This window comes from Bowdeniella nasicola (genome assembly GCF_900107735.1).
GTDB classification, from domain to species: Bacteria; Actinomycetota; Actinomycetes; order Actinomycetales; family Actinomycetaceae; genus Bowdeniella; species Bowdeniella massiliensis.
The window spans coordinates 73,198-97,949 of the sequence record NZ_FNQV01000005.1 but is presented as its reverse complement, the minus strand read 5'-3'; the positions used below and the strand labels follow the sequence as shown (position 1 = coordinate 97,949).

Genomic DNA, 24,752 nt, shown 5'->3' with positions numbered 1-24,752 from the left:
AGGAAAAGCTAAAGCTATGAGTTTCTTCGATTCGGTTCGAGAGCGTCCGTGGCGGCGAACGGAAGATCGGATGATCGGCGGCGTCTGCGCCGGCATCGCCCATCGGTTCGGGATATCTCCCGTGCTCGTCCGTCTCCTGTTCTGCCTGGGCGCTCTCGTTGGCGGGCTGCCCCTCATCATTTATGGCTTTGCCTGGCTGCTCCTGCCCGAACACCGCGATGGCCGCATTCATCTTGACGAGCTCATCCACGGCCGGCCCGATGTAGCCGCGGCCGGGGCGCTGGCCTTCATCGTGATTGGCGCCCTTGGCCCCCTACTGTGGTTCGCCGACACCCGCGATACCGTCGCCGTCTTGCTCGGCGGTATTGCTCCGGCGCTAGTCTTCGGGCTGATCATCGCAGTCCCGATCGTCGCGGGCTACGCGTCTCGACAGCGCACCCCTTGCGCGGGCACTGATTCGAACGGCCTTGTGCACTCGACGCCGTCCCCCTCGCCGGCCAGCGAGTTGCTGCGCACCGGGGTGGCCGCTCCACCTGTGCCCGCGCAGGCGGAAGCAACGCACGTCTCGCCCCTCGAAGAACGCCCACCGGCACGAACACCCCGGCCTCGAAAGCCCCGCACCCCGGCCGTGCCCGCACGCTTCACCCTCGGCATCGTGGCACTCGCCATCTCCTTGGGAGCACTCACACTGCTCCTCATGCCCGCAACGCTTGCCGCCTGGCTCACCGCCGGCGGGGTTTTCCTCGCAGTCACCGCCATCGGACTGATCATCGCGGCAAGCCGTGGTCGGCGCGGTAGCTGGCTGACGGCGATCAGCTGGCTCGGCGCACTACCCGTTGCGGCGGCGACCGCGCTGGCGTTTGTGTTACCGAACGCTGTGCTCTTTGAGCCGGGCGCGGCCCCCGTGCGGTTCGGAGCAACGGCATCCCAGCACTCTTCAGCGCTCGTCGCTGGCAATATCGACCTGCCCACGGACCAAGGGGATGTCACCGCGGCTGCGGGTTTCGGGAACTACAGGCTTCGAGACCTTGGTGATACGAACGCCATCGTGACGGTCACGTCGACGGGTTCCTCGTCCATCAGTTTGTGGACCTATGGCGGCTGGGAAGTCCAGACGCCGACGCGCACGTATACGACTCCGCTAGCAACAATCAAGACCGAAGGCGACCAAACCTGGGCCAGCCCCGACTATGAGGACCTCTACCTCTCACCGGGCCAGCAGGTCATACTCAAGACGCCGGCCGCGGTGGCCAATCCTTCCGACGCTACGCGCATTGAACTGACCCTCGGGTTCGCCCACGTGGCAGCCTCAACTGACGTGAGCGATGGGGTCGACTACGTCAAGCGACACTCCGAACCCACGGCGAGCCCGTCACCTACGACCACCGAGGAGAACTAACGATGCGTACCTCGACACTCACATGGGCGAGCGCCCTGCTTGCCGTTGCCGGATTGGCGATCGCTCGCGGGCTGGGCGCGGATATCGATGTCCGCACGGCCATCATCGCCCTGCTGTTCGCTCTCGCCGCGGCGCTCGCTCTGGGCGCACTCATTCCCGCCGCCCCGAGCCCCACACGAGAAACGGGCGGGACCGAGGATGACGCGGCCGCGGATCTCTCCGCTGCCACGTTCCCGGCCCCGCCCGATTCCGGCAGGATGACGTGAGTCTTAGACGTCGCGCGCGACGGCTTCGTCGCGAACGTAGACCTCGTCGCGCTTGGCAAGCTTGAGGAATGCCAGGCCGCTCAGGATCTGCAGCAGACCCAGGCCGATCACCAGCGCGGACACGCCATAGGCGAGCACGGAGGTGAACAGGGAGGCACGCAGGAACGAGCCGTTCATCGCGGTCACGCGCTGCTCCGTGAACTGTTCGGCAGCCGCGGTATCGCCGGCTTCCTCCGCTTCGCGAGCCTTGGCGCCGAGCTCGGCGTAGGTCAGGCCGTTCGCGCCCGCGAGCGCGTGCTTGTTAATGATCTGGGCCTGGGCGTAGGCGGTGAAGGGTCCGCCAACCTTCTTGCCCGCGAGCATGTCTGCGTCCTTCGGGACGGTGATGTTCTCGGCCGAGAGCTGGCTGGTCACCATGCCCCACGTGGTCGCGCCAGCGCCCACGAAGATGATGCCCACTACGAGCGCAATGATGCCCGCGATTTTGACGATCGGATTGGCGTTGGCAGCCATCGTGATCTCCTTTAGGGGTTGAGGGTCGACGAGAATTCTCGTCGTGATTAAATTCAACCCCTACTCAGCGACGCCACGCGCCGAGTGAAGCATGCAGTATGTCACTCAAGTCCGACAATGCCGATAATTACGGCAAATCGGCCTTGAGTGACATATCCCGCACTCAGGTTACTCCCACTCGATGGTGCCGGGCGGCTTGCTCGTGACATCGAGGACGACGCGGTTGACGTCGGCTACCTCGTTGGTGATGCGGTTGGAGATGGTGGCGAGCAGATCGTAGGGCAGGCGCGACCAGTCGGCGGTCATGGCGTCCTCGGAGGAGACGGGACGCAGCACGATCGGATGGCCATAGGTGCGGCCATCGCCCTGGACGCCGACGGAGCGCACATCGGCCAGCAGGACGACGGGGCACTGCCAGATCTCGCGATCCAGGCCCGCGGCCGTGAGCTCCTGGCGCACGATCGCATCCGCGGCGCGCAGCACATCGAGGCGTTCCTTGGTGACCTCGCCGATGATGCGGATGCCAAGGCCCGGGCCCGGGAACGGCTGGCGCCAGACGATTGCCTCGGGCACGCCCAGCTGCAGACCCACCTGGCGAACCTCGTCCTTGAACAGCTCGCGCAGCGGCTCGACGAGCTCGAATTGCAGGTCGTCGGGCAGCCCGCCCACATTGTGGTGGCTCTTGATGTTGGCGGCGCCGTCGCCGCCGCCGGATTCGACGACGTCGGGATACAGCGTGCCCTGGACGAGGAACTTGACCACCTCGCCGTGCGCGCCGGCGCGGGCCACGACCTCGCGGGCCGCGTCCTCAAAGACGCGGATGAACTCGCGGCCGATGATCTTGCGCTTGGTTTCCGGATCGGTCACGCCGGCGAGCGCGGACAGGAAGCGCTCGGCGGCGTCCACGGTGATGAGATCGACGCCGGTGGCGGCGACGAAGTCCCGCTCCACCTGCTCCTTTTCACCCGACCGCAGCAGGCCGTGGTCGACGAAGACGCAGGTTAGCTGCTCCCCGACCGCTCGGTGCACGAGGGCGGCCGCGACCGAGGAGTCGACGCCGCCGGACAGGCCGCAAATGACGCGATCGGCGCCGACCTGTTCGCGGATGCGCGCGACTTGATCGGCGATGACGTTCTCGGCCGTCCACGTCGCGCTCAGGCCCGCCCCGCGGTAGAGGAAGTTCTTGAGCACCTGCTGGCCGTACTCGGAGTGCTGGACCTCCGGGTGCCACTGCACGCCAAAGAGCCGCCGCTCGGCATCTTCGAAGGCGGCAACGGGTGCACCGGCAGAGCTCGCCAGGACCGTGCAGCCCGCAGGCGCAGCCGCGACCGCGTCGCCGTGGCTCATCCACACCTGCTGGCGGGCGGGAATGCCGTCGAGCAGGATGCCGCCCTGGCTCGTGACGGCCTGCGTCGAGCCATATTCGCGCTGGCCGGTCTGCCCGACGCTGCCGCCGAGCGCCTGGGCCATCGCTTGGAAGCCGTAGCAGATTCCGAGCACGGGCACGCCGGCGGCAAGCAACGCGGGATCGAGCGCGGGAGCGCCGTCAGCATAGACCGAGGCCGGACCGCCCGACAGGATGAGCGCGGCGGGGTCCTTGGCGAGGATCTCGCTCGCACTCATGGAGTGCGGGACGACCTCGGAGTAGATCTGTGCCTCGCGCACCCGGCGAGCGATGAGCTGGGCGTACTGCGCGCCAAAGTCGATAACGAGTACGGGGCGGGGCTCACTCATGGACGCCTTCTTCCTTCGCGATCAGAGCCGGCAAGTCGGCCTCCATCCACTTCTTAGCGTTCGGTTCGACGATAAAACTCATGACGGGGATGACGCCCGCAATGATCAAGACAACCATCCGGCCAAAGCTCCAGCGCATGTGCGACCACAGGGCGAACACGGTGATGAGGTAGAACACGTAAATCCAGCCGTGCACGATCGCGATCCACGTGCCGAGGACGGGCCGCGCGCTCAGCCAGTTGCCCGGCTCTTCCAGCCCATTGAGCTGGAAGATGTACTTCAGCACCATTTCAAGGGTGAGGACAAGCAGCAGCGTTCCGGTAACGAAAGCCATGATCCGGTAACGCGAAAAGGCCGTGCGGGCCTTGGTCTCAACGGAGGTCATGAAGCCAGGGTAGCGGCAAAAAAGATTAGGCCGCGTCGCCACCGGCGCCTAGCATGGCACTCGTGCTCGAATACCCCTCACACTTCCCCGACTATCGCGCCGACGGCGCTCCCAAGCGCTACCTGGCGTGGATTGCGCGCGCCCAGTGGAAGGTGCTCGCGGTCGGTATCGCCCTCGCGATTGTCCGCGACGGCGCCAACGCGCTCATGCCGCTAGCGCTTGGCAAGGCGCTCGACGCGGGACTAGCGAGCGGGTTCAGCTCCGAGGTCATCTCCTGGGCACTCGTGCTCATGGGGCTCGGCATGCTCGCCGCCTCTTTCGACGCCATCACGCACCTGGCCGAGGTGATGTCGTGGATGCGCGCCTCGATCACGAACCAGCGCACCGTCGGGCACCACGTCTCGCGCTCGGGTCACTCGCTCACCAAGGAATTACCGACGGGCGAAATCATCTCCACCGTCGCCTCCGATGCGTTCCACATCGGCAACATCATGGAGTCGCTGCCACGGCTCGTGGGTGGCCTCATGGTCTACGTCCTCGTCTCCGTCCTGCTGCTCAGCCAGTCCGTCCCACTCGGCCTCTTCGTGCTCATCGGCCTGCCCGTCGTCACAGCGCTCACCTCGCTGCTCGTTAAACCGCTGCAGGAGCGGCAAAACCAGCAGCGCGAGTCCCAGGGCAAGCTCACGACCCTCGGCTCCGATACCGTCGCGGGCCTGCGCATCCTGCGCGGCATCGGCGGTGAGGACGTCTTTTCCGGGCGCTACCGCGAGCAGAGCCAACGGGTGCGCTTCGCGGCCGTACACGTCGCCAATGTCCAGTCCATCCTCATGGCCGTTCGCACGGGCCTACCGGCGCTGTTCGTCGTGGGTGTCGTGTGGTTTGGGGCGCGCCTGGCCGTCGCCGGCGATATCACCCCCGGCCAGCTCGTCTCGTTCTACGGCTACACGGCCTACCTGTCGCAGCCGCTGCGCCAAGTGACGTTCATGTTCCAACTCTTCACGCGCGCCAAGGTCGCCGAGAACAAGACGCGCAAGGTTCTTGCCGTCGAGCCGGCCGCCGGCACCCTCGCCGATCGTGACGACTGGGCGGGCGACCTCGAGCCGCTGCCCGAGGGAGAGGCCGTGCTGGCCGATCGCGCCAGCGGCCTGGAGCTCACGGGCGGGGCATTCACCGTCCTCGTGGGCGCGGACCCGGACGAGTCGGCGGCATTTGCCCGCACGCTCGCCCGGATGGATGACGCCCAATCGAGCGAGATCCTGCTCGCGGGACGGCCCATCACGCACTATCCGCTGCCGGAGGTACGCCGCCGCGTCGTGCTGGCCGAGGCCACCCCGCAGCTGTTCACCGGCACGCTGCGCTCGCAGGTCGATGCCTGGGAGAGCAATGGAGACGATGAGGCAGTGCTTGCTGCGCTCGCCGTCGCCGATGCCCACGACGTCACCCAGACGCTCGGGGGCCTGGCGGGCGAGATCACGGAAAAGGGCCGCTCGCTTTCCGGCGGTCAGCGCCAGCGCGTGGCCCTCGCCCGCGCCGTCCTGACCGAGGCGGAGATTGCCGTGCTCATCGAGCCCACCTCCGCCGTCGATGCCCACACCGAGGCACGCATCGCCGCGCAGCTCGCCCGCACCCGCAAGGGGCGCACGACGATCGTCGTGTCCGCCTCTCCGCTCGTGCTCGAGCACGCCGATGAGGTCGTCTTCATTGACGACGGCACCGTCATCGCCCGCGGCACGCACCAAGATCTGTTACATCGTGCGCGCGAGGGCAATCCCGACGCGCTCGCCTACCGGGCCGTCGTGGCCCGCACCACCGCAGAAGAGGAGGGCGATCATGCAGCTGCCAATCGCCGATAACGCGACGCTGTGGCGGCGCATCAAGGCGCTGCTCGCCAACTACCGCGGCGGGCTCGTCTTCGTCGTCGGCCTGCAGGCGCTGGCGGCCGTCGCGGCGCTCGCCATGCCGTGGCTGCTGGGCCGCCTCGTCGATCAGGTCGCGGCCGGCACCACGCTTGATTACGTCAACCAGGTCGCGCTCATCCTGCTTGGGGCCGTCCTCATCCAGGCGGTGCTCACCGGCATCTCCCAGCGCGCGGCGATGGTCCTTGGCGAGTCCATCTTTGCCGAGCTGCGGGAACAGTTCCTGCAAAAGATCACGCATCTACCGCTATCGACGGTGGAAAAGGCCGGAACGGGAGACCTCATCTCCCGCACGACCAACGACATCGACCGCGTCCAGTGGGTGATCCGCTTCGGGATCCCGCAGATCCTCGTGCAGCTCATCACCGTCGTGCTGACGGCGGGCGCGGCACTGCTCGTCTCCCCCGCCATCGCGGTGGCGCTCATCGTTGGTGCGCCCGTCCTCATCCTCGCCTCGCGCGCCTACCTGAAGAAGGCGACGCCGGCCTACCTGCGGAACTCGGAGGCCTACGCCAAGCTCAATGGCGTCTTCACCGAGTCGATCGAGCACGTCGACACCGTCGATGCGCTCTCCCTCGGGCTGCGCCGCCGCTTCCACATGGATCGGGCGCTGAAGGAGGCTTGGGACACCGAGGCCTACACACTCCGCCTGCGGGCCGTGCTGTTTTTCTGGCTCGGCGTCACCTTCGTGCTGCCGCCCGTCGCCGTCATCATGTGGGGTACCTACCTCGCGACGAATTCGATCGCGGGTGTCACGATTGGTTCGGTCACAACGATCGCGATGTACGCGGTCCAGATCCAAAACCCGATCGGCGAACTCCTGTTCTGGCTCGATGAGTCCCAGGTCGCGCGGGCCTCGCTCTCGCGCATCATGGGTGTCGATCTCGTCAAGCCTGACCGCCTCACCAAGGATGTGCGACCGGCAGACGAGCACCTCGTGGCTCGCGGCGTGAAGTACTCCTATGTCGATGGCGTCGAGGTATTGCACGGCCTGGACCTCGATTTGAAGCCCGGCGAGCGCCTCGCGATCGTTGGCCCCTCGGGTGCGGGCAAATCGACGTTCGGGCGCATGCTCGCCGGGATCCACCCGCCCACCGCGGGCGAGGTACGCATCGGCGGCGTGAACGTCATCGATCTACCGGAGGACGTGCTGCGCCGGGAAGTCGCGCTCGTCACCCAGGAGCATCACGTCTTTGTCGGCACCGTCGCAGATAACCTGCGGCTGGCCAACGCCGATGTCAGCGAGGACGAGATGTGGCAGGCACTCGATGCCGTGGCCGCCCGCACCTGGGTCACCAAGCTCAAGGACGGCATCGAAACCGAAGTCGGCTCGGGCGCCCACACGCTCACCCCGGCCCAGGCCCAGCAGCTGGCCCTCGCCCGGCTCGTGCTGCTCGATCCCCACACGCTCGTCCTCGACGAGGCCACCAGCCTCCTCGATCCGCGAGCCGCTCGCGACCTCGAGCGGAGCCTTTCGGCAGTGCTCGCGGACCGCACGGTCGTCGCCATCGCGCACCGGCTGCACACCGCGCATGATGCTGACCGCGTCGCAGTAATCGAGGACGGCAAGATCGTGGAGATCGGCCCCCACGATGAGCTCGTAGCCCTCGGCGGCGCCTACGCCAAACTGTGGGCCTCCTGGCAACAGGAATAGGGCAATGGCGGCGGGCCGGTGGCGACACCGGCCCGCCGTTTTCTTACGTCATCGCACAAAATGATTGGCTAAGGATACAGGCCTAGATTTCCTCCACACCCAAGTCCTCGAATCAGACATAAGGCCCACCTAACCGGGACCAAAGTCACCGTGGGCACCCCCTCGATCGTATAGCTTGAACTCACCAGTCCTATACGATTCTGAAAGATTCGAGGAGGTTCGATGAAGACCCATGTCTCGATCGAATCCCGCCCTCCGGAAGGCCATACTCCCCAGTGGGGAATGGTCATCGATCTGCAAAAGTGTGTCGGTTGCGACTCCTGCACAGTGGCGTGCAAGGCCGAGAATCGAACTCCGCCGGGCGTGAACTACAACGTCGTGCTGGAGGAAGAAGCCGGCACCTACCCCAACGTGCGACGCGTGAACATTCCCCGCCCCTGCATGCAGTGCGACCAACCGCCATGCGTCGGCGTCTGTCCGGTAAACGCCACGTACAAGGCCGACAACGGTGTCGTCATCATTGACCAGGATCGTTGTATTGGCTGTCGTTATTGCATCACCGCGTGCCCCTATGGCGCGCGGTCTTTTGATTTCGGTGAGACCTACGCCGATGAAATGCAGGGCGCCGAAGCAATTACCGTGCCTGAGTGGGGCGCTGAGCACGCGGAGCGTGCCGGCAATAAGCCGCCGGTAGGCACCGTCCGCAAGTGCACGTTCTGCATGCATCGCACCGCCCGCGGCGAAGAGCCTGCGTGCTGCGAAACGTGCATCGGCGATGCTCGATACTTCGGTGATCTGGCTGATCCCGAATCTCTCGTGTCCAAGCTGGCTGCCGATCCCCGAGCCTTTAGGCTCCGCGAGGAAATGGGGACCCAGCCTCGCGTGTACTACTTAAAGTGAGGCTCCGATGACTTCCGCCGCACCCACGAGCGATGTCCTCGTCACCGACGACGCTCATGAGGACAACCTGCCTCCGGCCACCCGCCGAAAAGGCCTGTGGTCCTTCGAGCGCTACCCCTTCTTGACCCAGCGCAACCGCATCATCTGGTACGGATTTCTTGGGCTCTGCCTGCTGGCCGGCGCTTACCCCATGTGGCAGCGACTCACTCAGGGCCTTGCCATCACCGACCTCACCAGCCACATGCCCTGGGGCGCATGGGTCGCGTTCTACATCTATTTCGTTGGCCTCTCAGCAGGTGCGTTCTTACTCTCCTCCCTTGTTTATGTCTTTGGGATGTACCAGTTCGAACGCATCGGCCGGGCCGCTCTTACCTCCGCGATTGTCTCCATGGGCGTCGCACTCGTCTTCATCGGGTTGGACCTAGGGCGCTTCGAGCGAGCCTTCAATACGATGTTCTACTTCCACTGGACCTCTCCCCTGTCCTGGGAAGTGCGCTTCTACCTGCTCTATATCGCGCTGCTCATAACCGAGCTGGTCATCGCCCTACGCGTGCAATACCGGCTCGTCGACTCCCTGCAAAAAGCCCACCGTTGGATGCGGATCCTCGGCACAATCGGCGTGCCACTTGCGATCTTCGGAGTCCACGGCGGCACCGGAACGATCTTCGCCGTCGTGAAGGCTCGCGGCATGTGGTTCGGCGGACTATTTCCCGTGATCTTTGTCGTCTCCGCGATAGTCTCGGGCACCGCGCTGCTCATTGCGGTCCACCATTTCCAGGCGCGTGCGGCGGGACGCCAACCTGACATTCCGCTTTTGAAGCGCATGTCGGTCGTGCTGCTCGGTGCTGTGGTCGTGGATCTGGGCCTCACGTTCTACGAATTCATCGTCCCCTTCCTCGCTTTCCACGAACATGACGGGACCATCATGGCCCTCATGCTGACCGGCCCCTACTGGTGGACATTTTGGATCTTGCAAATGGCGATCGGGTTGACGATTCCGGCCATCATTTTGTTCTCACCACTGAAGAACAATCCGAAGTGGATCGTGGCGGCCGCATGCATGGTCGTGGTCGGCATTGTGGGCGTCCGGTTCAACATCGTCGTCCCACCCCTCGCGGTTCCCGTGATGGAGGGCTTTCCACAGAACTGGTACTTCCCGACCCTCTCCGAAATTCTCGTGTGCGTCTTTGTCATCGCGGCTGGCGCACTGGCCTATTCACTGTTTTCCGAATGGCAGGCCGTTCACGATCCTGACCCGGCAGAAGACCCTGACCGCGTCACTGAACTGGAGGATGCCCGATGACTGAGCAGACCCCGAACCCGACCAACGAGACCGAACCCCAGGGCACCAAGCGTCGCACGGTATTGAAGGGCACCGCCGCGGCGGTCGGCGGCGCGGCCGTCGTCGGCGCACTGTGGCGTGAGGGCTTTGGTGACCCGTTCCGCCAAGAGACTCAGCACGGTATGGGTGACCTCGCCGAGGTGTACAGCGCCGATGAGGTCATCCACACGATGTGCATGCAGTGCAACACCTTCTGCACGATCAAGGCACGCATCACTCCCACCGAAGGTGGGGAGGCAACGAGCCTCATCCGAAAGATCGCGGGAAACCCCTACTCGCCACTGACCACGCAGCCGGTTGGGCCGATCCCCTACGACACCTCCCCCGAGGATGCGGTCACTGGGATCGGCAATATGAAAAAGGATGCCCGTTCCCGTTCCGGTGGCATCGCCTGCCTGAAGGGACAAGCCGGTGTGCAAATCGCGCACGATGCGGCACGAATCAAACAACCCATGAAGCGCGTGGGCCCGCGTGGCTCCGGTAAGTGGCAGACAATCAGTTGGGATGACGCGCTCGATATCGTCCTCAACGGCGATGCGGAGCTCGGAGTTCCGGGCCTGAAATCCTGGTACGCCTTCGCGCCCGAAAAACCCATCATGGCTGACTGGAAGAAAGTCGAAGCTGGCGACATGAGCCAGGAAGACTTCGACGCCGCATGGGCTGATGTCCTGATCGATTCCAAACATCCCGATTTCGGCCCGAAATCGAACCTCATGGCGATGCTCGGCGGCGACCGTATGGCGCTCCTTGGCGAACGGATGTTCAACCAATCCTTCGGTTCCATCAACCAGTTCAACCACGGCGGCACGTGCGGCGTGACCGGCGTAGTGGCCAACGCCCGCTCCCATCCGGATACCGGATACAAGCGGATGTACATGGACATCGACTACTGCGATTACCTCGTCGTCTGGGGCACCGAGCCGCTCACGGCACAAAAGGGTCCGACGTGGCTCGCTCCGCGTATCGGTAAGGCTCGCGCCCGCGGCATGACGATGGTTGTCGTCGATCCACGCATGAGCAAGACTGCCGAGAAGGCAGACATCTGGGCGCCCGTGCTGCCCGGCAAAGATATTCATCTGGCCTTTGCAATCCTGCGCTGGATGATCGATGAGAAACGCTACGACGAGGCTTACCTCAGGGCACCGGGCAAGAAGGCGGCCGAAGCGATCGGCGAACCCACGTGGACCGACGCCACCTACCTGGTGAAGGTCGAAGACGAAAAGCGCGGGAAGTTCTCCGTCGTCGACAATGGAGCACCCGAGCCGGAGCCGGGAGCAGACGGCAAGCCGGTGGATCCCGAGCCGATGGTCCTCGTCGGCGGTCTTCTCACCCCGGCCTCCGAGGCGAGCGGACCCGCGGACTTGGAAGTCGATCAAGAAGTCGATACCCCGAACGGCCCTGTTCGCGTCAAATCCGTGTTCACCCTCCTGAAGGAACGCGTCTCCAACCGTAGCGTCGCCGAGCACGCCGAAGAGGCCGGCCTTCCGCTCGATCAGGTCGAGCAGATCGCTCGCGGTCTCACTTCCCATGGCAAGCGCGCGGGAATCATGAGCTACCGCGGTCCGGCGATGCATTCCAACGGCTTTGATACCGTGCGGGCCATTGGCTATATCAACTTCCTGCTCGGAAACCACGACTGGAAGGGCGGCCACATCACGGCCCAGCGCGGATTCAAACCGCTCGAGGGACGCTACGACCTCACCAAGGTTCCCAATGCGCGCAAGGCGTGGGGTATCCCCATCACCCGTGAAAAAGCCAAGTACGAACAGTCGACCTTGTTCAAGAACGACGGCTACCCGGCAAAGCGCCGCTGGTATCCCTTCCCCGGGAACCTCTGCCATGAGGTTCTCCCCTCGGCCGCTATCGGATACCCGTACTCGCTCAACGCCCTTTTCATCCACCGGCACTCCCCGCTGAACTCCTCACCCGGAGCGCACCGCCAGGCCGAGATGATGCAAGACTTGGAGGCCATCAAGCTGCTTGTCGCCTTCGATATCACAATGGGCGATTCCTCCGCCTATGCGGACGTGCTGCTACCGGATACGACCTACCTGGAGCGCTTCACGCAGGAGCCCATCTACCCCAGCCAGCAGTACGCCGTCACCCAATTTGGTCAGCCCGTCACCAAGGCCTTTGATGGGCCGCGAGCAACGGAGTGGTTCTACCTCCAACTCGCCAAGGCGATGGAGCTTCCCGGAGTGGGTACCGATGCGTTCGGCCCCGGCGCGCACTTCAATACGGTGGAGGACTACTACATGAAGATGGCGGCGAACATCGCCTACGCCGGCAAGAAGCCGGTGGCCGACGCGCCGCAATCCGAACTCGATCTGTTCACCGCCGCCCGCACGAAGGCGCTCGGCGACAGCTTTGATGAACGGGTCTGGCGCGCTGGCGTCACCGCCGAGGAATGGCCAAAGGTCGTCACGGTCCTCAACCGGGGCGGACGCTTCGAAGAGCACGGTGACGACCACGCCAACGGCTATGAGGGCGAATGGTTGAAGTCCCGCTATGAGGGGCTCTGCCAGTTCTATGACCCAAAGGTGGCCGCGACGAAGGATGCCATCACGGGTGATTTCTTCGACGGCCTTCCCGTCGTGCGTGAGCATGTGCGCTCCGATGGCAGCAGCGTTCCGGGCGCCGACCTGCCGCTCGCCTTCGTGAACTGGAAGGCACGCCAGCAGGGCACCCATCGCACCGTCAATTCGACGTGGCTGCGGGAGGTTCGGTCCACGAACTACCTCACGATGAATCCGCGAGATGCCGAGCCGCGCGGCATTAAAAGCGGTGACAAGGTCCGGATCACCTCGGGGGCGGGCGAAGCCGTGGGCATCGCCCACGTGACCGAAGGAATCCGGCCGGGCATCGTCGGCGCCGACGCGGCCTTTGGCCACAAACAGTACGGATCGGCAGACTACGTCGTGGATGGTCAGACGGTGAAGAAGACACCTGCCTACGGCCACACGGCATCGGCTCGCTATATCAACGCCGGTCACGAGGAACACGGGTTTGCCGCTGACCGCGGACGCGGCATCGCCGTTAACGACCTGCTCGATGACGATGACGGTGGCGGCGGCATCTCCGATCCGATCGGTGGCGGCGCTGCCCAGCTCGATACTCGTGTCGACGTGGCAAAGGCTTAGCCCGCCCGCAGCGATTGCGCCCGCCGCGTGCGTCCGGTCAGCTGGCTTCCCGTGCGCGGCGTGCGCTGATGCCTGCCCTAACGAAGCTATCGAGCTCGCATCGAGCGGCGCGGCACGTGTCTCGGCCGCCGACTGTACCTCGTGCGGTGCCTGCATCCCCGCATGCCCGACGGCCGCGATCTCGGGTGGGCATCCCGATGTCCGACACACGGAGTCGGCGTGCTGCCTCACGTGCGAACAGGCGGGCGGCGCCACCCCGTGCCTGGTCGCCGTCACTCCCGAGGACATCCTGAGCTCGCTGCGCGCCACCGACAGGCGGATCGAACTGTACACCGCGAATTGCCAGGACTGTCCCATCGCGCCTGCCGCGCAGGTCGAGACGAGCGTCGCGCAACTGCGTGGGGCCTTGCAGGTGGCTGGCCTGCCACACCCGGTCAGTCACCTCACGGACGTCGAGCCGCCCGCCCGATCGGACCGGTCCGTCGCGATGAACCGGCGCCAACTTCTCGCCGTCCTGCCGCCAACGCCGACACCGGGGCCAGCCGCCCCCGCCGGGGCCCTCGAACGGCGCGAGACCTTCATCGGTGCGCTCGGGCACCGCGCATGGCACCCGCTCTACCCGCGGCCAATCGCCGCGAGCGATGACCGCGGACGCTCAGTGTGTACCGCGTGTCGTGCCTGCCTGCCGGCCTGCCCGACGCACGCGCTCTCCGCGGTGGACCTCGGGGCGAGCTTCGAGCTATCGGTCGAGCCATCCGCGTGCGTCGGATGCGGCATCTGTGTGCAGACATGCCCGGTCGATGCCCTCGCTCTGGTGTGCGACCGTATGCCGCCAAACCCCGTCATTGCACGGGTATACGCCGCCCATTGCGAGCGGTGCGATCGGCCGCTGCACCCGGGCGAAACTCGCCTGTGCACGTCCTGCGACTCACGCGAGGCGATCGCCGCCGACGTCTTTAAGCAGCTGGGCTGGTAGCTAGTGGGCGCTCTTGAGCGGACCGAGGTAGGGCACGCGGCGAGCCTTTGAGGGCGCAGCCTCGATGTCGTCCGCGAGCGCCGAGGATTCCGGGCAACCCCGCGCCCGCAGCCGATCCACGATCTTTTCTCGTTCGTGCGGCAATTTGTTTTGGCTGAGTTTGGCGATCCCCTCGATGCGCTCGACGGTGAACGTCACCGCGATGATCGCTTTGGAGGCCTTCGCCAGGTAGTCATCGGTGAGCTTTTCCGCGACCTCACGCTCATGCATGTAGGACAGATCGACCGCGGCGCATCGAGCAGCCTGCGCGTCGTCGCTGACCTCCAGCCGGCCGTGCAGGGTGACCTGCGTGTAGTCCCACGTCGAGGCGATCGACATTCCCTCGGGAATGTCGTAGTCGGCGGCGGAGACATACCCGTGGGGGCCGGTACATACGATGATGGCTGGGCGCGGGAAATCCCCGTGGCGCCACTGATCGTTGGCGCGCCCCATGTGCATTCGGATCCGATCGCCCTCCCACATGAGCGGCAGGAAGGTCGAATCGAAGCTGCCATCCTCACGCGTCGTGACGAGTGTGCCCGCCGCCTGGGAAAAGACGAAGTCGCGAGCGGCCTGCTCGTCCATGGCAAAGTAGTGCGGAATCATGCGGCTGCTGCCTCCTTGTCGCGCTGCTGATGAGCGGCTTCATCTCGCACCATCTTCACCCACAGGGCGAGCGCAAAGCCGCCGAAGATGAACCATTCGACCGCATAGCCCAGGTTCTGCCAGTTTCGGCCGGAGTCCTTCACGAGGTCCGGTGGCGGAGCTAGCGCGAGACCTGCGCTGTCGGCGGACGTGGATTCTTGCACGAGGTAGCCGCTGTAGATCGGGGTCCCCCACAGGTTGACGAGGTGCGCCGACGATATGTTCGAGAGGGTGCCGGGCGTTCGCGACGTCGTTGTTTCCTGCTCGGAGTTGGCGAGGTAGCCGGTCACCTCGACCTCGCCGCTCGGCGGCGGTGGAGCCGCCGCATCGGGTGCCATCCAGCCCCGCAGGACCGGAAGGTGGGCGCCGGCATGCTCACCGGATGAGATCACGAGATCCGCGACGACGAGCGTTGCGGCGTTGCCATCGACCTGCCGGCCGGGAATCACCACTTGCTCGCCGTAGGTTCCCCGCGCGGTGACCTTGGCACCGAGGTGTTCGGCGCGAAACGCCGTTTGGGGCGCGAGGACCTCATCGAGTGGTCGCGGCTGCGCCGAGAGCATCTCCTGTTGCGCGGCGCGCGCTCCGGCCTCGCCTCGTTCTAGGGAGCGGTCAAGCTGCCAGGAGCCCAACTGCACGCATACGACGGCGGCGATCGCTAGCAGGATGAAAACGCCGATCATGCGCGCGCTGAGGGCGGCGCGAGCAAACTCGCGAGCGGAGATGGGGCGGGCCATGCCCCTCAGCTTATCTGGACCTATCCTGGGGGCATGAATGACCTTTCTCCCCTCACCCCCGAGATGCGCAACCACATGGCATCGGTCGCCTCCGATCGCGCCAAGGGCTGGGAGTGCGTCCGCCAGGCGGTCGCTCCCGCCACCGACGACTTCGTCGCCCAGTTGCGCGACGGCACGTGGGTGAGCCGACTGCTCGATTCGATGGCCTGGACGAATGAGGGCGGCGAGCGCCTCGTGACGAGCGCCCGCATGATCCTGCCCTATGAGCGCGGCGCAGCAGCCCGCAGCGCCGAGAGTGACCTCGTCGAGCTGAGCCACGGCAATCCCGGCGACGAGGCACTCGCAACCAGCTGCGCCCGCCAGCGCGACTGGTGCCAGGCCGAGGCCGATTCCTGGCGCTCCGGCGACGAAGAGGCCGGGCGGAAGCACCGCCTCCAGCAATTCACGGACCTCGATACGAGCCTGCTCGACCGCCTGCTGGATCACCTCTCGGAACTCACGAGCGGCCTGCACTCCGACATCCACGTCGTTATCGCACGCATCCTCACGGCGTTCCTTGTCCTTGAATCGGGCCGTAATCTGCCCGACCCCCGCTAGTTCCGACCGAAGCAGAAAGTAGTTGTCATGCCCTGGGTCATCTTGATCGTCTCTGGCGCCTTCGAAACCATGTGGGCCGTCGCGCTCGCGAAGACCGAGGGCTTTACCAAGCTCGTCCCGATGATCTGGTTCGTCATCGGTGCAGTGATCTCCATGGGCGGGCTCGGCATCGCCCTCAAGCACATCCCGGTCGGAACGGGCTATGCCGTGTGGGTCGCGGTCGGAGCCGTCACAACCCTCGCCTACGCCGTCATTACGGGCGCTGAGACGCTGACCGTCGCCAAGCTGTTCCTCGTCCTTGGCATTGTTGCGTGTGTGGCGGGCCTCAATATTTTGTCCGACCCCGCCGTAGGACCTAATGCACGGCCGTGACCGATTTTGCCCATTAGGCTGGTAATCAAACTGATCACCGACGCCCAGGAGTGCGAACTTCCCATGGCCAACAGCATCTACGTTGCCTCCCCGGAAGGCGAGACCGGAAAATCCACCATTGCCCTCGGACTCGTCGATATGTTTACCAAACGAGTGGGCAAGGTCGGGATCTTCCGGCCCGTCGTTCGCACCGGTGAACGCGACGCTCTCGTCGAACTTCTCCTGCAGCGCGACAGCGCCGATATCGCCTACGACGACGTTGTCGGCGTGACCTACGAGGAGCTGCATCGCGACGCGGATGAGGCCCTCGCCCAGATCGTCCAGGCCTACCGCGCGATCGAATCCAAATGCGATCTCGTCGTCATCATCGGCTCGGATTACACCGACGTCGCCGGTCCCGCCGAGCTCGCCTTCAACGCCCGCATCGCCGCCAACCTCGGCGCGCCCGTCCTGCTGACGGTGCGCGGCGCCGGGCGCACCCCCGACGAGATCCGGCAGGTCGCCGAACTCGCCGTCTCCGAGATCAGCGCGGGCCACGCCTCCGTCGTCGGCGTCGTCGTCAACCGCGCCGACGGTGACGAAGCCGACATCCGGCAGGCGCTCGGTGACGCCCGCCCGGTGTGGGTCCTGCCTGAAGTCCCGCTGCTGACCGCCCCCACGGTCGATGATCTCAAGCGCGCCCTGAACGGCACGGTGCTCTCCGGCGATGAGGCCCTGTTCGATCGGGAGGCCGAATCTCTCCTCGTGTGCGGCATGGGCGTGGAGCACATCCTGGAGCGTCTGCGCGAGGGCCAGGTCGCCATCGCTGCCGGCGACCGCTCCGAGTTGCTCATCTCGCTGCTCGCGGCGCACGCCGCCGAGGGCTTTCCCTCCCTCGCGGGCATCATCCTGAACGGCGGCTACCAGCCTGCTGAGATCGTCACCGAACTCGTCTCCGGATTCGCCTCCAAGCTGCCAATCATCACCTGCGATACCAACACCTATGAGACGGCCCAGATCGTGGCGACGACGCGCGGCGGCCTCACCACGCGCACCCAGCGCAAGGTCGATATCGCCCTGCAACTGGCCGACACTCACCTGCCCGCCGACGAACTCGCGCAGCTGCTGGAGGTCTCCGAGCCGAGCGTCGTCACCCCGCTGATGTTCGAGGCCGAACTGCTCGAGCGCGCGAAGAGGGCCAACAAGCACATCGTGCTACCGGAGGGCGAAGACGACCGCATCCTGCGCGCCGCCTCCACCCTGCTTGCGCGTGGCACCGCGCGCCTGACGATCCTTGGTATCGAATCCCAGATCCGGGCCCGCGCCGCCGAGCTCGGGCTCGATATCGACGCGGCCACGATCCTGGATCCGGCCACCTCTGACTACCTGCCCGAATTCGCCGCCGAGTACACGAAGCTGCGCGCGCACAAGGGGATGACGGAGGATCGCGCCAAGGAAATTGTGCGCGACGTGTCCTACTTCGGCACGCTCATGGTCCACCTCGGTTACGCCGACGGCATGGTCTCCGGCGCCACCCACACGACGGCCCACACGATCAAGCCATCCTTCGAGATCATCAAGACCGCGCCTGGCACCTCGATCGTGTCCTCGGTCTTCCTTATGCTGCTGGCCGATCGCGTGCTCGTCTACGGCGACTGCGCCGTCAATCCGGATCCGACCGCCGAACAGCTCGCCGATATCGCGATCTCCTCGGCGGCGACGGCCGAGCAGTTCGGCATCGATCCGCGCACCGCGATGCTCTCCTACTCCACCGGATCCTCCGGCTTCGGAGCGGACGTCGACAAGGTGCGCGAAGCAACCGCGATCGTTCGCGAACGCGCCCCCGAAATGCTCGTGGAGGGCCCCATCCAGTACGACGCCGCCGTCGACGCCGCGGTGGCGTCAACGAAGATGCCGGATTCGAAGGTGGCGGGCCGGGCGACGGTCTTCATCTTCCCGGACCTGAACACGGGCAACAACACCTACAAGGCCGTGCAGCGCAGCGCCGGCGCCGTCGCCGTTGGCCCGGTGCTGCAGGGTTTAAACAAGCCCGTCAACGACCTCTCCCGTGGCGCGCTCGTCCACGACATCGTCAACACGGTGGCGATCACCGCCATCCAGGCCGAAGGCTAGGAGCCCCGTCATGAACCAAACCGTCCTTGTCGTTAACTCCGGATCCTCCTCGATCAAATACCAGCTGGTCGATCCCACCGACGGTAGCGCGATCGCGACGGGCCTCGTCGAGCGCATCGGCGAAGGCTCCTCCCTGCTGCGCCACGTCTTCGGCGAAAAGGAATTCGAGGAAGATAACCCGATCCGCGACCACGCCATGGGGCTGGAGCGAGTCCTGGAGCTGTTCTCCACTGTCGGGCCGAACCTGCACGAGTCAAACATCGTAGCCGTTGGCCACCGCGTCGTTCAGGGCGGCTCCTTCTTCGACCGCGCCACCGTCGTCGACCGCGACGTGATGCGCACGATCGAAGCCCTCGTCCCGCTCGCACCGCTGCACAACCCCGCAAACCTGACGGGCATCAAGGTCGCGCGGCGGCTGCTACCAAACGTCCCGCACGTCGTCGTCTTCGACACCGCATTCTTCCAGTCGCTGCCCGCAGCCTCGGCGACCTACGCCCTGGATCGTGAAGTCGCCCGCAAGTACGCGATCCGCCGCTACGGCGCGCACGGCACGAGCCACCAGTACGTCTCCAAGACGGTGGCCGACCACCTCGGCCGCATGGACCTCAAGCAGATCGTGCTGCACCTTGGCAATGGCGCCTCCGCCTCCGCGGTCGATGCCGGCCGCGCAGTCGACACCTCCATGGGACTGACCCCCCTGGAGGGCTTGGTCATGGGCACCCGAACCGGCGACATCGATCCCGCCGCCGTCTTCCACCTGGCCCGCAATGCGCACATGTCGATCGACGACATCGATAACCTGCTCAACAAACGCTCGGGTATGAAGGGCCTGACCGGCCAAAACGATCTGCGCATCGTCCACTCGATGGCCGAAGCGGGCGACCGCAACTCGCGCGTCGGGCTCGCGGTCTACGCCCACCGGATCAAGAAATACATCGGCTCCTACGCCGCGGTCCTTGGCGGCTTAGACGTCGTCACCTTTACCGCGGGCGTCGGCGAGAACGATGCGAAGATGCGCGAAATGGCGACCGAGGGCCTCGAGTTCCTTGGCATCAAGCTCGACCATTCCCGCAACCGCGCCTCGGGCCGCGGAATCCGTGAGATCTCTCGCGACTCCTCCAAGGTCAAGGTCCTCGTCGTTCCGACCAACGAGGAATGGGAGATCGCACGCCAAACGGTCGCCGCAATCTAAGCCCCAAAACTACGCAGACGCCGCCCGGGAGGACATCCGGGGCGGCGTCGCTATCAGTATCGGCGGCTGCTAGTCGCGGCCAAACATACGCTTAAGCAGAGACCGCTTGGGATATTCGACGGCGCCGTCGACCAGCGTCGTGATGTCGTCGCCGCGTTTGCCGTCCTTGACGACGTCAATGAGGTGATCCAGGAAGTCATCGACGTCGCTTTGGTCGTAGCCGGCGCGAAACTTGGTCTGCTGGAACTTCACCTCGCTCACCATCGCCACGAGCTGGTCGGTGTCGTTGAGGGGTCCGCTGTGAAACGTCATAGCGCAGTTTCATCACGGCGCCGCGCAAGCGCCGCGTGGTGGTCCTAACGAAGCGACGGGGCGCTGCCAGTCTTTCGGCAGCGCCCCGTCGGCACTCGCGTTTAGTAGTCGCCCACCATGGTGGACACGTCTAGCGCCCGATCGAGGTCTTCTTCACTCAGCTCGCCGCGCTCGACATAACCGAGATCCAGCGCCGCCTGCTTCACGGTGATGTTCTCGGCCACCGAGTGCTTCGCGATCTTTGCCGCAGCTTCGTAGCCAATGAGGCGGTTCAGCGGGGTAACGATCGAGGGGCTCGACTCCGCGAGCGTCAAGCAGCGCTCTTCGTTCGCTTCCAGGCCGTCGATCGTCTTATCGGCCAGCACGGTGGAGACGTTGCCGATGAGTGTGATCGACTCCAGCAGATTTCGCGCCATCACCGGCAGCATCACGAGCAGGTCGAAGTTGCCCTGCGCCCCAGCGAAGGCGATCGCCGCGTCATTGCCGATCACCTGGGCCGCCACCATGACGGTTGCCTCGGGAACGACGGGGTTAACCTTGCCCGGCATGATGGAGGAGCCCGGCTGCAGGTCAGGCAGATGGATCTCGCCGATGCCGGCACGGGGGCCGGATCCCATCCAGCGAATATCGTTCGCGATCTTCGTCAGCGACACGGCGATGACTCGCAACGCGCCGCTCAGCTCGACGAGCGAATCCTGCGCTGCCTGCGCCTCAAAATGGTTCCGCGCCTCAATGAACGGCAGGCCGGTATCTTCCGCGATCAGCTCAATGACGCGGGCGGAAAAACCCTCGGGCGTGTTGATTCCGGTGCCGACAGCGGTACCGCCCAGGGGTAGCTCCGCAAGGCGCGGCAGGGCGGCCTCAACCCGCTCGATCCCATAGCGAATCTGGGCCGCATACCCGGAAAACTCCTGACCGAGCGTGATAGGCGTGGCATCCATGAGGTGCGTGCGCCCTGCCTTCACGATGTTCTTCCACTGCCGAGACTTCGCCTCCAAGGACTCGGCCAGGCGCTCGAGCCCGGGAAGCAGCACGTCCTTCACCGCAGCGTACGCAGCGATATGGATCGATGATGGGAAGACATCGTTTGATGACTGCGACGCATTGACGTGGTCATTGGGGTGGATCGGATCTGAACCCAGGTCGCTCGCGAGCTTGGCGACGACCTCATTGGTGTTCATGTTCGAGCTCGTGCCGGATCCCGTTTGGAACACATCGATCGGGAACTGGTCGTTGTGCTCACCGTCGATGACCTGCTGGGCGGCTGCAATGATCGCCTCGGCCTGCTCGTGCGTGATGACATCACGTTCGGCATTCGCCTGCGCTGCCGCCTTCTTGATTCGTCCGAGAGCCGCAATATGGAAGGGCTCGAGGCCGCGGCCGGAAATCGGAAAATTCTCCACTGCGCGCTGTGTTTGCGCGCTGTAGAGCGCGTCCTTGGGGACTTTGACTTCACCCATGGTGTCGTGTTCGATGCGGTATTCCATAACCTGGTCCTTTCGCGAGACTTCGTCGGCTGCACCCAGTGTGTCAAATGCCGCAGACTTCCGCGAGATTGAGCAGCTAGCTAGGACTGAAGGAATACTCTTTCCGACGGCGTGCCGACTACCCTGGGGGTAGCACCCCTCGCAATCAAGGAGCACACTCGTGGCCGAGTTTCTTTACGAAGACATGCTGCCCGTTGGAGCCGACGACACCGAATACCGGCTCCTGACCACCGAAGGCGTGGAGGTGATCGAAGGGCCGGAAGGCCGCACCTTCCTCAAGGTGGCGCCCGAGGCGCTGACGCTGCTGACCGAGACGGCCCTGCACGATATCTCGCACTACCTGCGCACCGCCCACCTCAAGCAGCTTCGGACGATCCTCGATGATCCCGAGGCCAGCGACAACGACAAGTTCGTGGCGCTTGACCTTTTGAAGAACGCGGCCATTTCCTCCGGCGGCATCCTGCCTATGTGCCAGGACACCGGCACCGCGATCGTCTCGGCCAAGCGCGGCCAGCAGGTCCTGACCGAAGGACCCGACGAGCGGGCCATGGCCGAGGGAATCTACAACGCCTACACCCACCTGAACCTGCGCTATTCCCAAAACGCCCCCCTCACGATGTGGGAAGAGATCAACACCGGCACCAACCTGCCCGCGCAGATCGAGATCGCGGCCGACACAAAGCCCGGCCACGAAAACGAGTACTCCTTCCTCTTCATGGCCAAGGGCGGCGGTTCGGCCAACAAGTCCTTCCTGTACCAGGAAACGAAGGCCCTGCTAAACCCCGATCGCATGATGCAGTTCATCGAAGAAAAGATGCGCTCGCTCGGCACCGCGGCCTGCCCGCCCTACCACCTGGCGATCGTCATCGGCGGCACGAGCGCCGAGTTCTGCCTCAAGACCGCCAAGTATGCCTCCGCGAAGTACCTCGATGCGCTGCCGACGCAGGGCTCGCCCGCGGGACACGGATTCCGCGACACGGAGCTGGAAGAAAAGGTCCTAGAGCTCTCGCGCAACATCGGGATCGGCGCCCAGTTCGGCGGCAAGTACTTCTGCCACGACGTGCGCGTCATCCGCCTGCCGCGCCACGGCGCATCGCTCCCGGTCGCGATCGCAGTCTCCTGCTCCGCCGACCGCCAGGCCAAGGCCAAGATCACGCCCGAGGGTGTATTCCTCGAAAAACTCGATACCGATCCCGCGCGCTTCCTGCCCGATGTCACGGATGCGGAGCTCGACGCCGAGACCCACGGCGTCTCGGGCACGGGCAAGGGCGCGGCCGTCAGAATCGACCTCAACCAGCCGATGAGCGAGATCCTCGCAGAACTGAGCAAATACCCGATCAAGACTCGCCTCTCCCTCACCGGACCGCTCATCGTGGCGCGCGACATCGCGCATGCCAAGATCAAGGAACGGCTGGACGCTGGCGAGGACATGCCGCAATACCTCAAGGACCACCCGGTCTATTACGCGGGTCCTGCCAAGACGCCCGACGGTATGCCCTCCGGATCCTTCGGCCCGACGACTGCCGGCCGAATGGACTCGTACGTCGAACAGTTCCAGGCAGCCGGCGGCTCGATGGTCATGCTCGCCAAGGGCAACCGTTCGCAGCAGGTGACCGACGCCTGCAAGGCCCACGGCGGCTTCTACCTCGGCTCGATCGGCGGGCCCGCCGCGCGCCTCGCGCAGGACTGCATCAAGAACGTCGAGGTCGTCGAATACGAAGAACTCGGGATGGAAGCAGTCTGGAAGATTGACGTCGAGGACTTCCCGGCCTTCATCGTCGTCGACGATAAGGGCAACGACTTCTTCGCCGGCACCCAAGAGGTGACCCTGACGATCGGAAAGCGGCCCGGGCTCTGAGTATTCTGGGCTCATGACAAGCTCCGGCTTCGCACCTGCCGTCGCACGCATCGGACACACGCTGCTGGCGGCGGCTGACCGCTCCCGCACGAGCGTGCTGTCTCCGCTGTCCATCGCGCTCGCGCTATCGGCCGTGGCCGAGGGCGCGAGCGGGGCGGTGGCGGCGGCCTTTGATGAGCTGCTCGGCACCGAACGCAGCGCGGCGAGCCGGCGCGCGCTGAAGACGCTTGCCGCCTTCGATCAGGACCTCGGGCGTTTTAATCCTGCGACGCTGCCCGAACGCGCGTTGCTGCATGTGGCCAACCGGGTGCTCGTCGACACGGACGTCGAGGTCGCGCCCGAGTTCGCGGCGCGGCTGCGCGAGCTTCACGGCGCCGACCTTGAGCGCACCGACCTCGCGAGTTCGTCCGCGCGCAAGATCCTCGATCGCTGGGTGCGCGAACACACCGGCGGGCTCATCAAACGCTCCGCGATCCAACCCAATTCGGATCTAATCCTCGTCATCCAAAACGCGCTGCTCTTCGCGGCCCGCTGGGCCACCCCGTTTTCGCAGCACGGCACGCAGATCGCCCCCTTCGCTACGTTCGCGGGACCGGCGAGCGTGCCGATGATGAGCGGGACGCTCGACGTTCCCTACGCCGAGGTCGGCGGCGTGCACGCGATCGAGCTTTCCTATACCGATGACGTCGTCGCACGCATCTATCTACCGCCGCCGGGCCTCGACCCTGCCCTGCTGGCGGCCGAGCTGCTGGCCGAGTGCGATGCCGCGCTCGCCGATGGCAGCCCGCGTCATGGCCGCGTCGAGCTCCCGCGGCTCGATCTATCCGACTGCCTCGACCTGATGCCCTATCTACCGGCGCTCGGGCTCGCGGCCGCGACCGACCCGGCGTCGCGGCCCTTTGAGCGCATCATCGCCGATCACAACCTCGCCATGAGCGAGCTGTCGCATCAGGTGGGCTTGCGCGTCACCGAGGCGGGCACGATCGCGGCCGCGGTCACCGAAGTCGCGGTCGCTCGCGCCGCCTACATCCCCATCGACTTTACGTTCCGCGCGGACCGCCCGTTCCTGTTCACGATCGTGCACGCCCCGACTGGGCTGCCGATCATGCTCGCCGCAATCCGCACGCCCTGACGACGGTTGCAGTTGTGCCACACGCCCTGCTGTCTGAGCGCATC

Annotated in this window: 21 protein-coding genes; 14 read left to right on the top strand and 7 right to left on the bottom strand. The window is 65.2% G+C overall.

Annotation, left to right across the window (positions count from 1 at the left end):
• Positions 1-16: 16 nt before the first annotated feature.
• The gene (locus BLU67_RS04960) at positions 17-1,399 is read left to right on the top strand and encodes a PspC domain-containing protein (protein ID WP_092563044.1); all 1,383 of its coding nucleotides are present in this window, start codon (positions 17-19) and stop codon (positions 1,397-1,399) included.
• A gap of 2 nt (positions 1,400-1,401) precedes the next feature.
• Positions 1,402-1,665, top strand: coding sequence for a hypothetical protein (locus BLU67_RS04955; protein ID WP_092563041.1), 264 nt, complete (start codon positions 1,402-1,404; stop codon positions 1,663-1,665).
• A gap of 3 nt (positions 1,666-1,668) precedes the next feature.
• Here the strand turns inward: BLU67_RS04955 and BLU67_RS04950 are convergent, their stop codons facing one another.
• The 3 genes from BLU67_RS04950 to BLU67_RS04940 form a co-directional block, all read right to left on the bottom strand.
• Entirely contained in the window at positions 1,669-2,178 is a 510-nt protein-coding gene (locus tag BLU67_RS04950) for a hypothetical protein (RefSeq protein ID WP_092563038.1), read from the bottom strand.
• Between the two features lie 168 nt (positions 2,179-2,346).
• Positions 2,347-3,912 carry a glutamine-hydrolyzing GMP synthase gene (gene guaA, locus BLU67_RS04945; RefSeq protein WP_092563035.1) on the bottom strand — a complete coding sequence of 522 codons (1,566 nt, stop codon included), beginning with the start codon at positions 3,910-3,912 and terminating at the stop codon, positions 2,347-2,349.
• Entirely contained in the window at positions 3,905-4,297 is a 393-nt protein-coding gene (locus BLU67_RS04940) for a DUF3817 domain-containing protein (RefSeq protein WP_092563032.1), read from the bottom strand. The genes guaA and BLU67_RS04940 overlap by 8 nt, the downstream gene beginning before the upstream one ends.
• Positions 4,298-4,359: 62 nt before the next feature.
• On the opposite strand from BLU67_RS04940, the gene BLU67_RS04935 reads away from it, so the two are divergent.
• From BLU67_RS04935 to BLU67_RS04910, 6 genes are all read left to right on the top strand, one after another.
• Positions 4,360-6,150 (top strand): ABC transporter ATP-binding protein, encoded by a 1,791-nt coding sequence (locus tag BLU67_RS04935; RefSeq protein ID WP_176780704.1) that lies wholly within the window; start codon positions 4,360-4,362, stop codon positions 6,148-6,150.
• Positions 6,128-7,867, top strand: coding sequence for an ABC transporter ATP-binding protein (locus BLU67_RS04930; RefSeq protein WP_092563026.1), 1,740 nt, complete (start codon positions 6,128-6,130; stop codon positions 7,865-7,867). The genes BLU67_RS04935 and BLU67_RS04930 overlap by 23 nt, the downstream gene beginning before the upstream one ends.
• A 222-nt stretch (positions 7,868-8,089) precedes the next feature.
• Positions 8,090-8,767: a 4Fe-4S dicluster domain-containing protein gene (locus BLU67_RS04925; protein WP_092563023.1), complete on the top strand. Its 678-nt coding sequence runs from the start codon at positions 8,090-8,092 to the stop codon at positions 8,765-8,767.
• Between the two features lie 7 nt (positions 8,768-8,774).
• The gene (gene nrfD, locus BLU67_RS04920; RefSeq protein WP_092563021.1) at positions 8,775-10,070 is read left to right on the top strand and encodes an NrfD/PsrC family molybdoenzyme membrane anchor subunit; all 1,296 of its coding nucleotides are present in this window, start codon (positions 8,775-8,777) and stop codon (positions 10,068-10,070) included.
• Positions 10,067-13,249 carry a molybdopterin-dependent oxidoreductase gene (locus BLU67_RS04915; RefSeq protein WP_176780703.1) on the top strand — a complete coding sequence of 1,061 codons (3,183 nt, stop codon included), beginning with the start codon at positions 10,067-10,069 and terminating at the stop codon, positions 13,247-13,249. The genes nrfD and BLU67_RS04915 overlap by 4 nt, the downstream gene beginning before the upstream one ends.
• On the top strand, positions 13,227-14,225 hold the full coding sequence (locus BLU67_RS04910) for an ATP-binding protein (protein WP_176780702.1): 999 nt from the start codon (positions 13,227-13,229) through the stop codon (positions 14,223-14,225). Before BLU67_RS04915 ends, BLU67_RS04910 begins: the two co-directional genes overlap by 23 nt.
• Here the strand turns inward: BLU67_RS04910 and BLU67_RS04905 are convergent, their stop codons facing one another.
• Positions 14,226-14,870, bottom strand: a complete 645-nt coding sequence (locus tag BLU67_RS04905; protein WP_092563015.1) for an FMN-binding negative transcriptional regulator — start codon at positions 14,868-14,870, stop codon at positions 14,226-14,228.
• Positions 14,867-15,646 (bottom strand): SURF1 family protein, encoded by a 780-nt coding sequence (locus BLU67_RS04900; RefSeq protein WP_092563011.1) that lies wholly within the window; start codon positions 15,644-15,646, stop codon positions 14,867-14,869. Before BLU67_RS04900 ends, BLU67_RS04905 begins: the two co-directional genes overlap by 4 nt.
• 33 nt (positions 15,647-15,679) lie before the next feature.
• Here BLU67_RS04900 and BLU67_RS04895 point away from each other — a divergent pair, with 33 nt between their 5' ends.
• From BLU67_RS04895 to BLU67_RS04880, 4 genes are all read left to right on the top strand, one after another.
• Positions 15,680-16,243 carry a hypothetical protein gene (locus BLU67_RS04895; RefSeq protein ID WP_092563008.1) on the top strand — a complete coding sequence of 188 codons (564 nt, stop codon included), beginning with the start codon at positions 15,680-15,682 and terminating at the stop codon, positions 16,241-16,243.
• A 27-nt stretch (positions 16,244-16,270) separates the two neighbouring features.
• A complete protein-coding gene (locus tag BLU67_RS04890; RefSeq protein ID WP_092563005.1) occupies positions 16,271-16,615 on the top strand; it encodes a DMT family transporter in 345 nt (114 codons plus the stop codon).
• A 63-nt stretch (positions 16,616-16,678) separates the two neighbouring features.
• On the top strand, positions 16,679-18,727 hold the full coding sequence (gene pta / locus BLU67_RS04885; protein WP_092563002.1) for a phosphate acetyltransferase: 2,049 nt from the start codon (positions 16,679-16,681) through the stop codon (positions 18,725-18,727).
• 10 nt (positions 18,728-18,737) lie between these two features.
• Positions 18,738-19,919 carry an acetate/propionate family kinase gene (locus BLU67_RS04880; RefSeq protein WP_092562999.1) on the top strand — a complete coding sequence of 394 codons (1,182 nt, stop codon included), beginning with the start codon at positions 18,738-18,740 and terminating at the stop codon, positions 19,917-19,919.
• A gap of 69 nt (positions 19,920-19,988) precedes the next feature.
• Here the strand turns inward: BLU67_RS04880 and BLU67_RS04875 are convergent, their stop codons facing one another.
• Both BLU67_RS04875 and BLU67_RS04870 read right to left on the bottom strand, forming a co-directional pair.
• A complete protein-coding gene (locus BLU67_RS04875) occupies positions 19,989-20,231 on the bottom strand; it encodes a DivIVA domain-containing protein (RefSeq protein ID WP_092562996.1) in 243 nt (80 codons plus the stop codon).
• 101 nt (positions 20,232-20,332) lie between these two features.
• Positions 20,333-21,718: a class II fumarate hydratase gene (locus tag BLU67_RS04870; RefSeq protein WP_092562993.1), complete on the bottom strand. Its 1,386-nt coding sequence runs from the start codon at positions 21,716-21,718 to the stop codon at positions 20,333-20,335.
• A 160-nt stretch (positions 21,719-21,878) separates the two neighbouring features.
• On the opposite strand from BLU67_RS04870, the gene BLU67_RS04865 reads away from it, so the two are divergent.
• Together BLU67_RS04865 and BLU67_RS04860 are read left to right on the top strand one after the other, a co-directional pair.
• Entirely contained in the window at positions 21,879-23,576 is a 1,698-nt protein-coding gene (locus tag BLU67_RS04865; RefSeq protein ID WP_092562990.1) for a fumarate hydratase, read from the top strand.
• Positions 23,577-23,589: 13 nt separating this feature from the next.
• Positions 23,590-24,708 carry a serpin family protein gene (locus BLU67_RS04860; protein ID WP_092562987.1) on the top strand — a complete coding sequence of 373 codons (1,119 nt, stop codon included), beginning with the start codon at positions 23,590-23,592 and terminating at the stop codon, positions 24,706-24,708.
• The last annotated feature ends 44 nt before the right edge of the window (positions 24,709-24,752 follow it).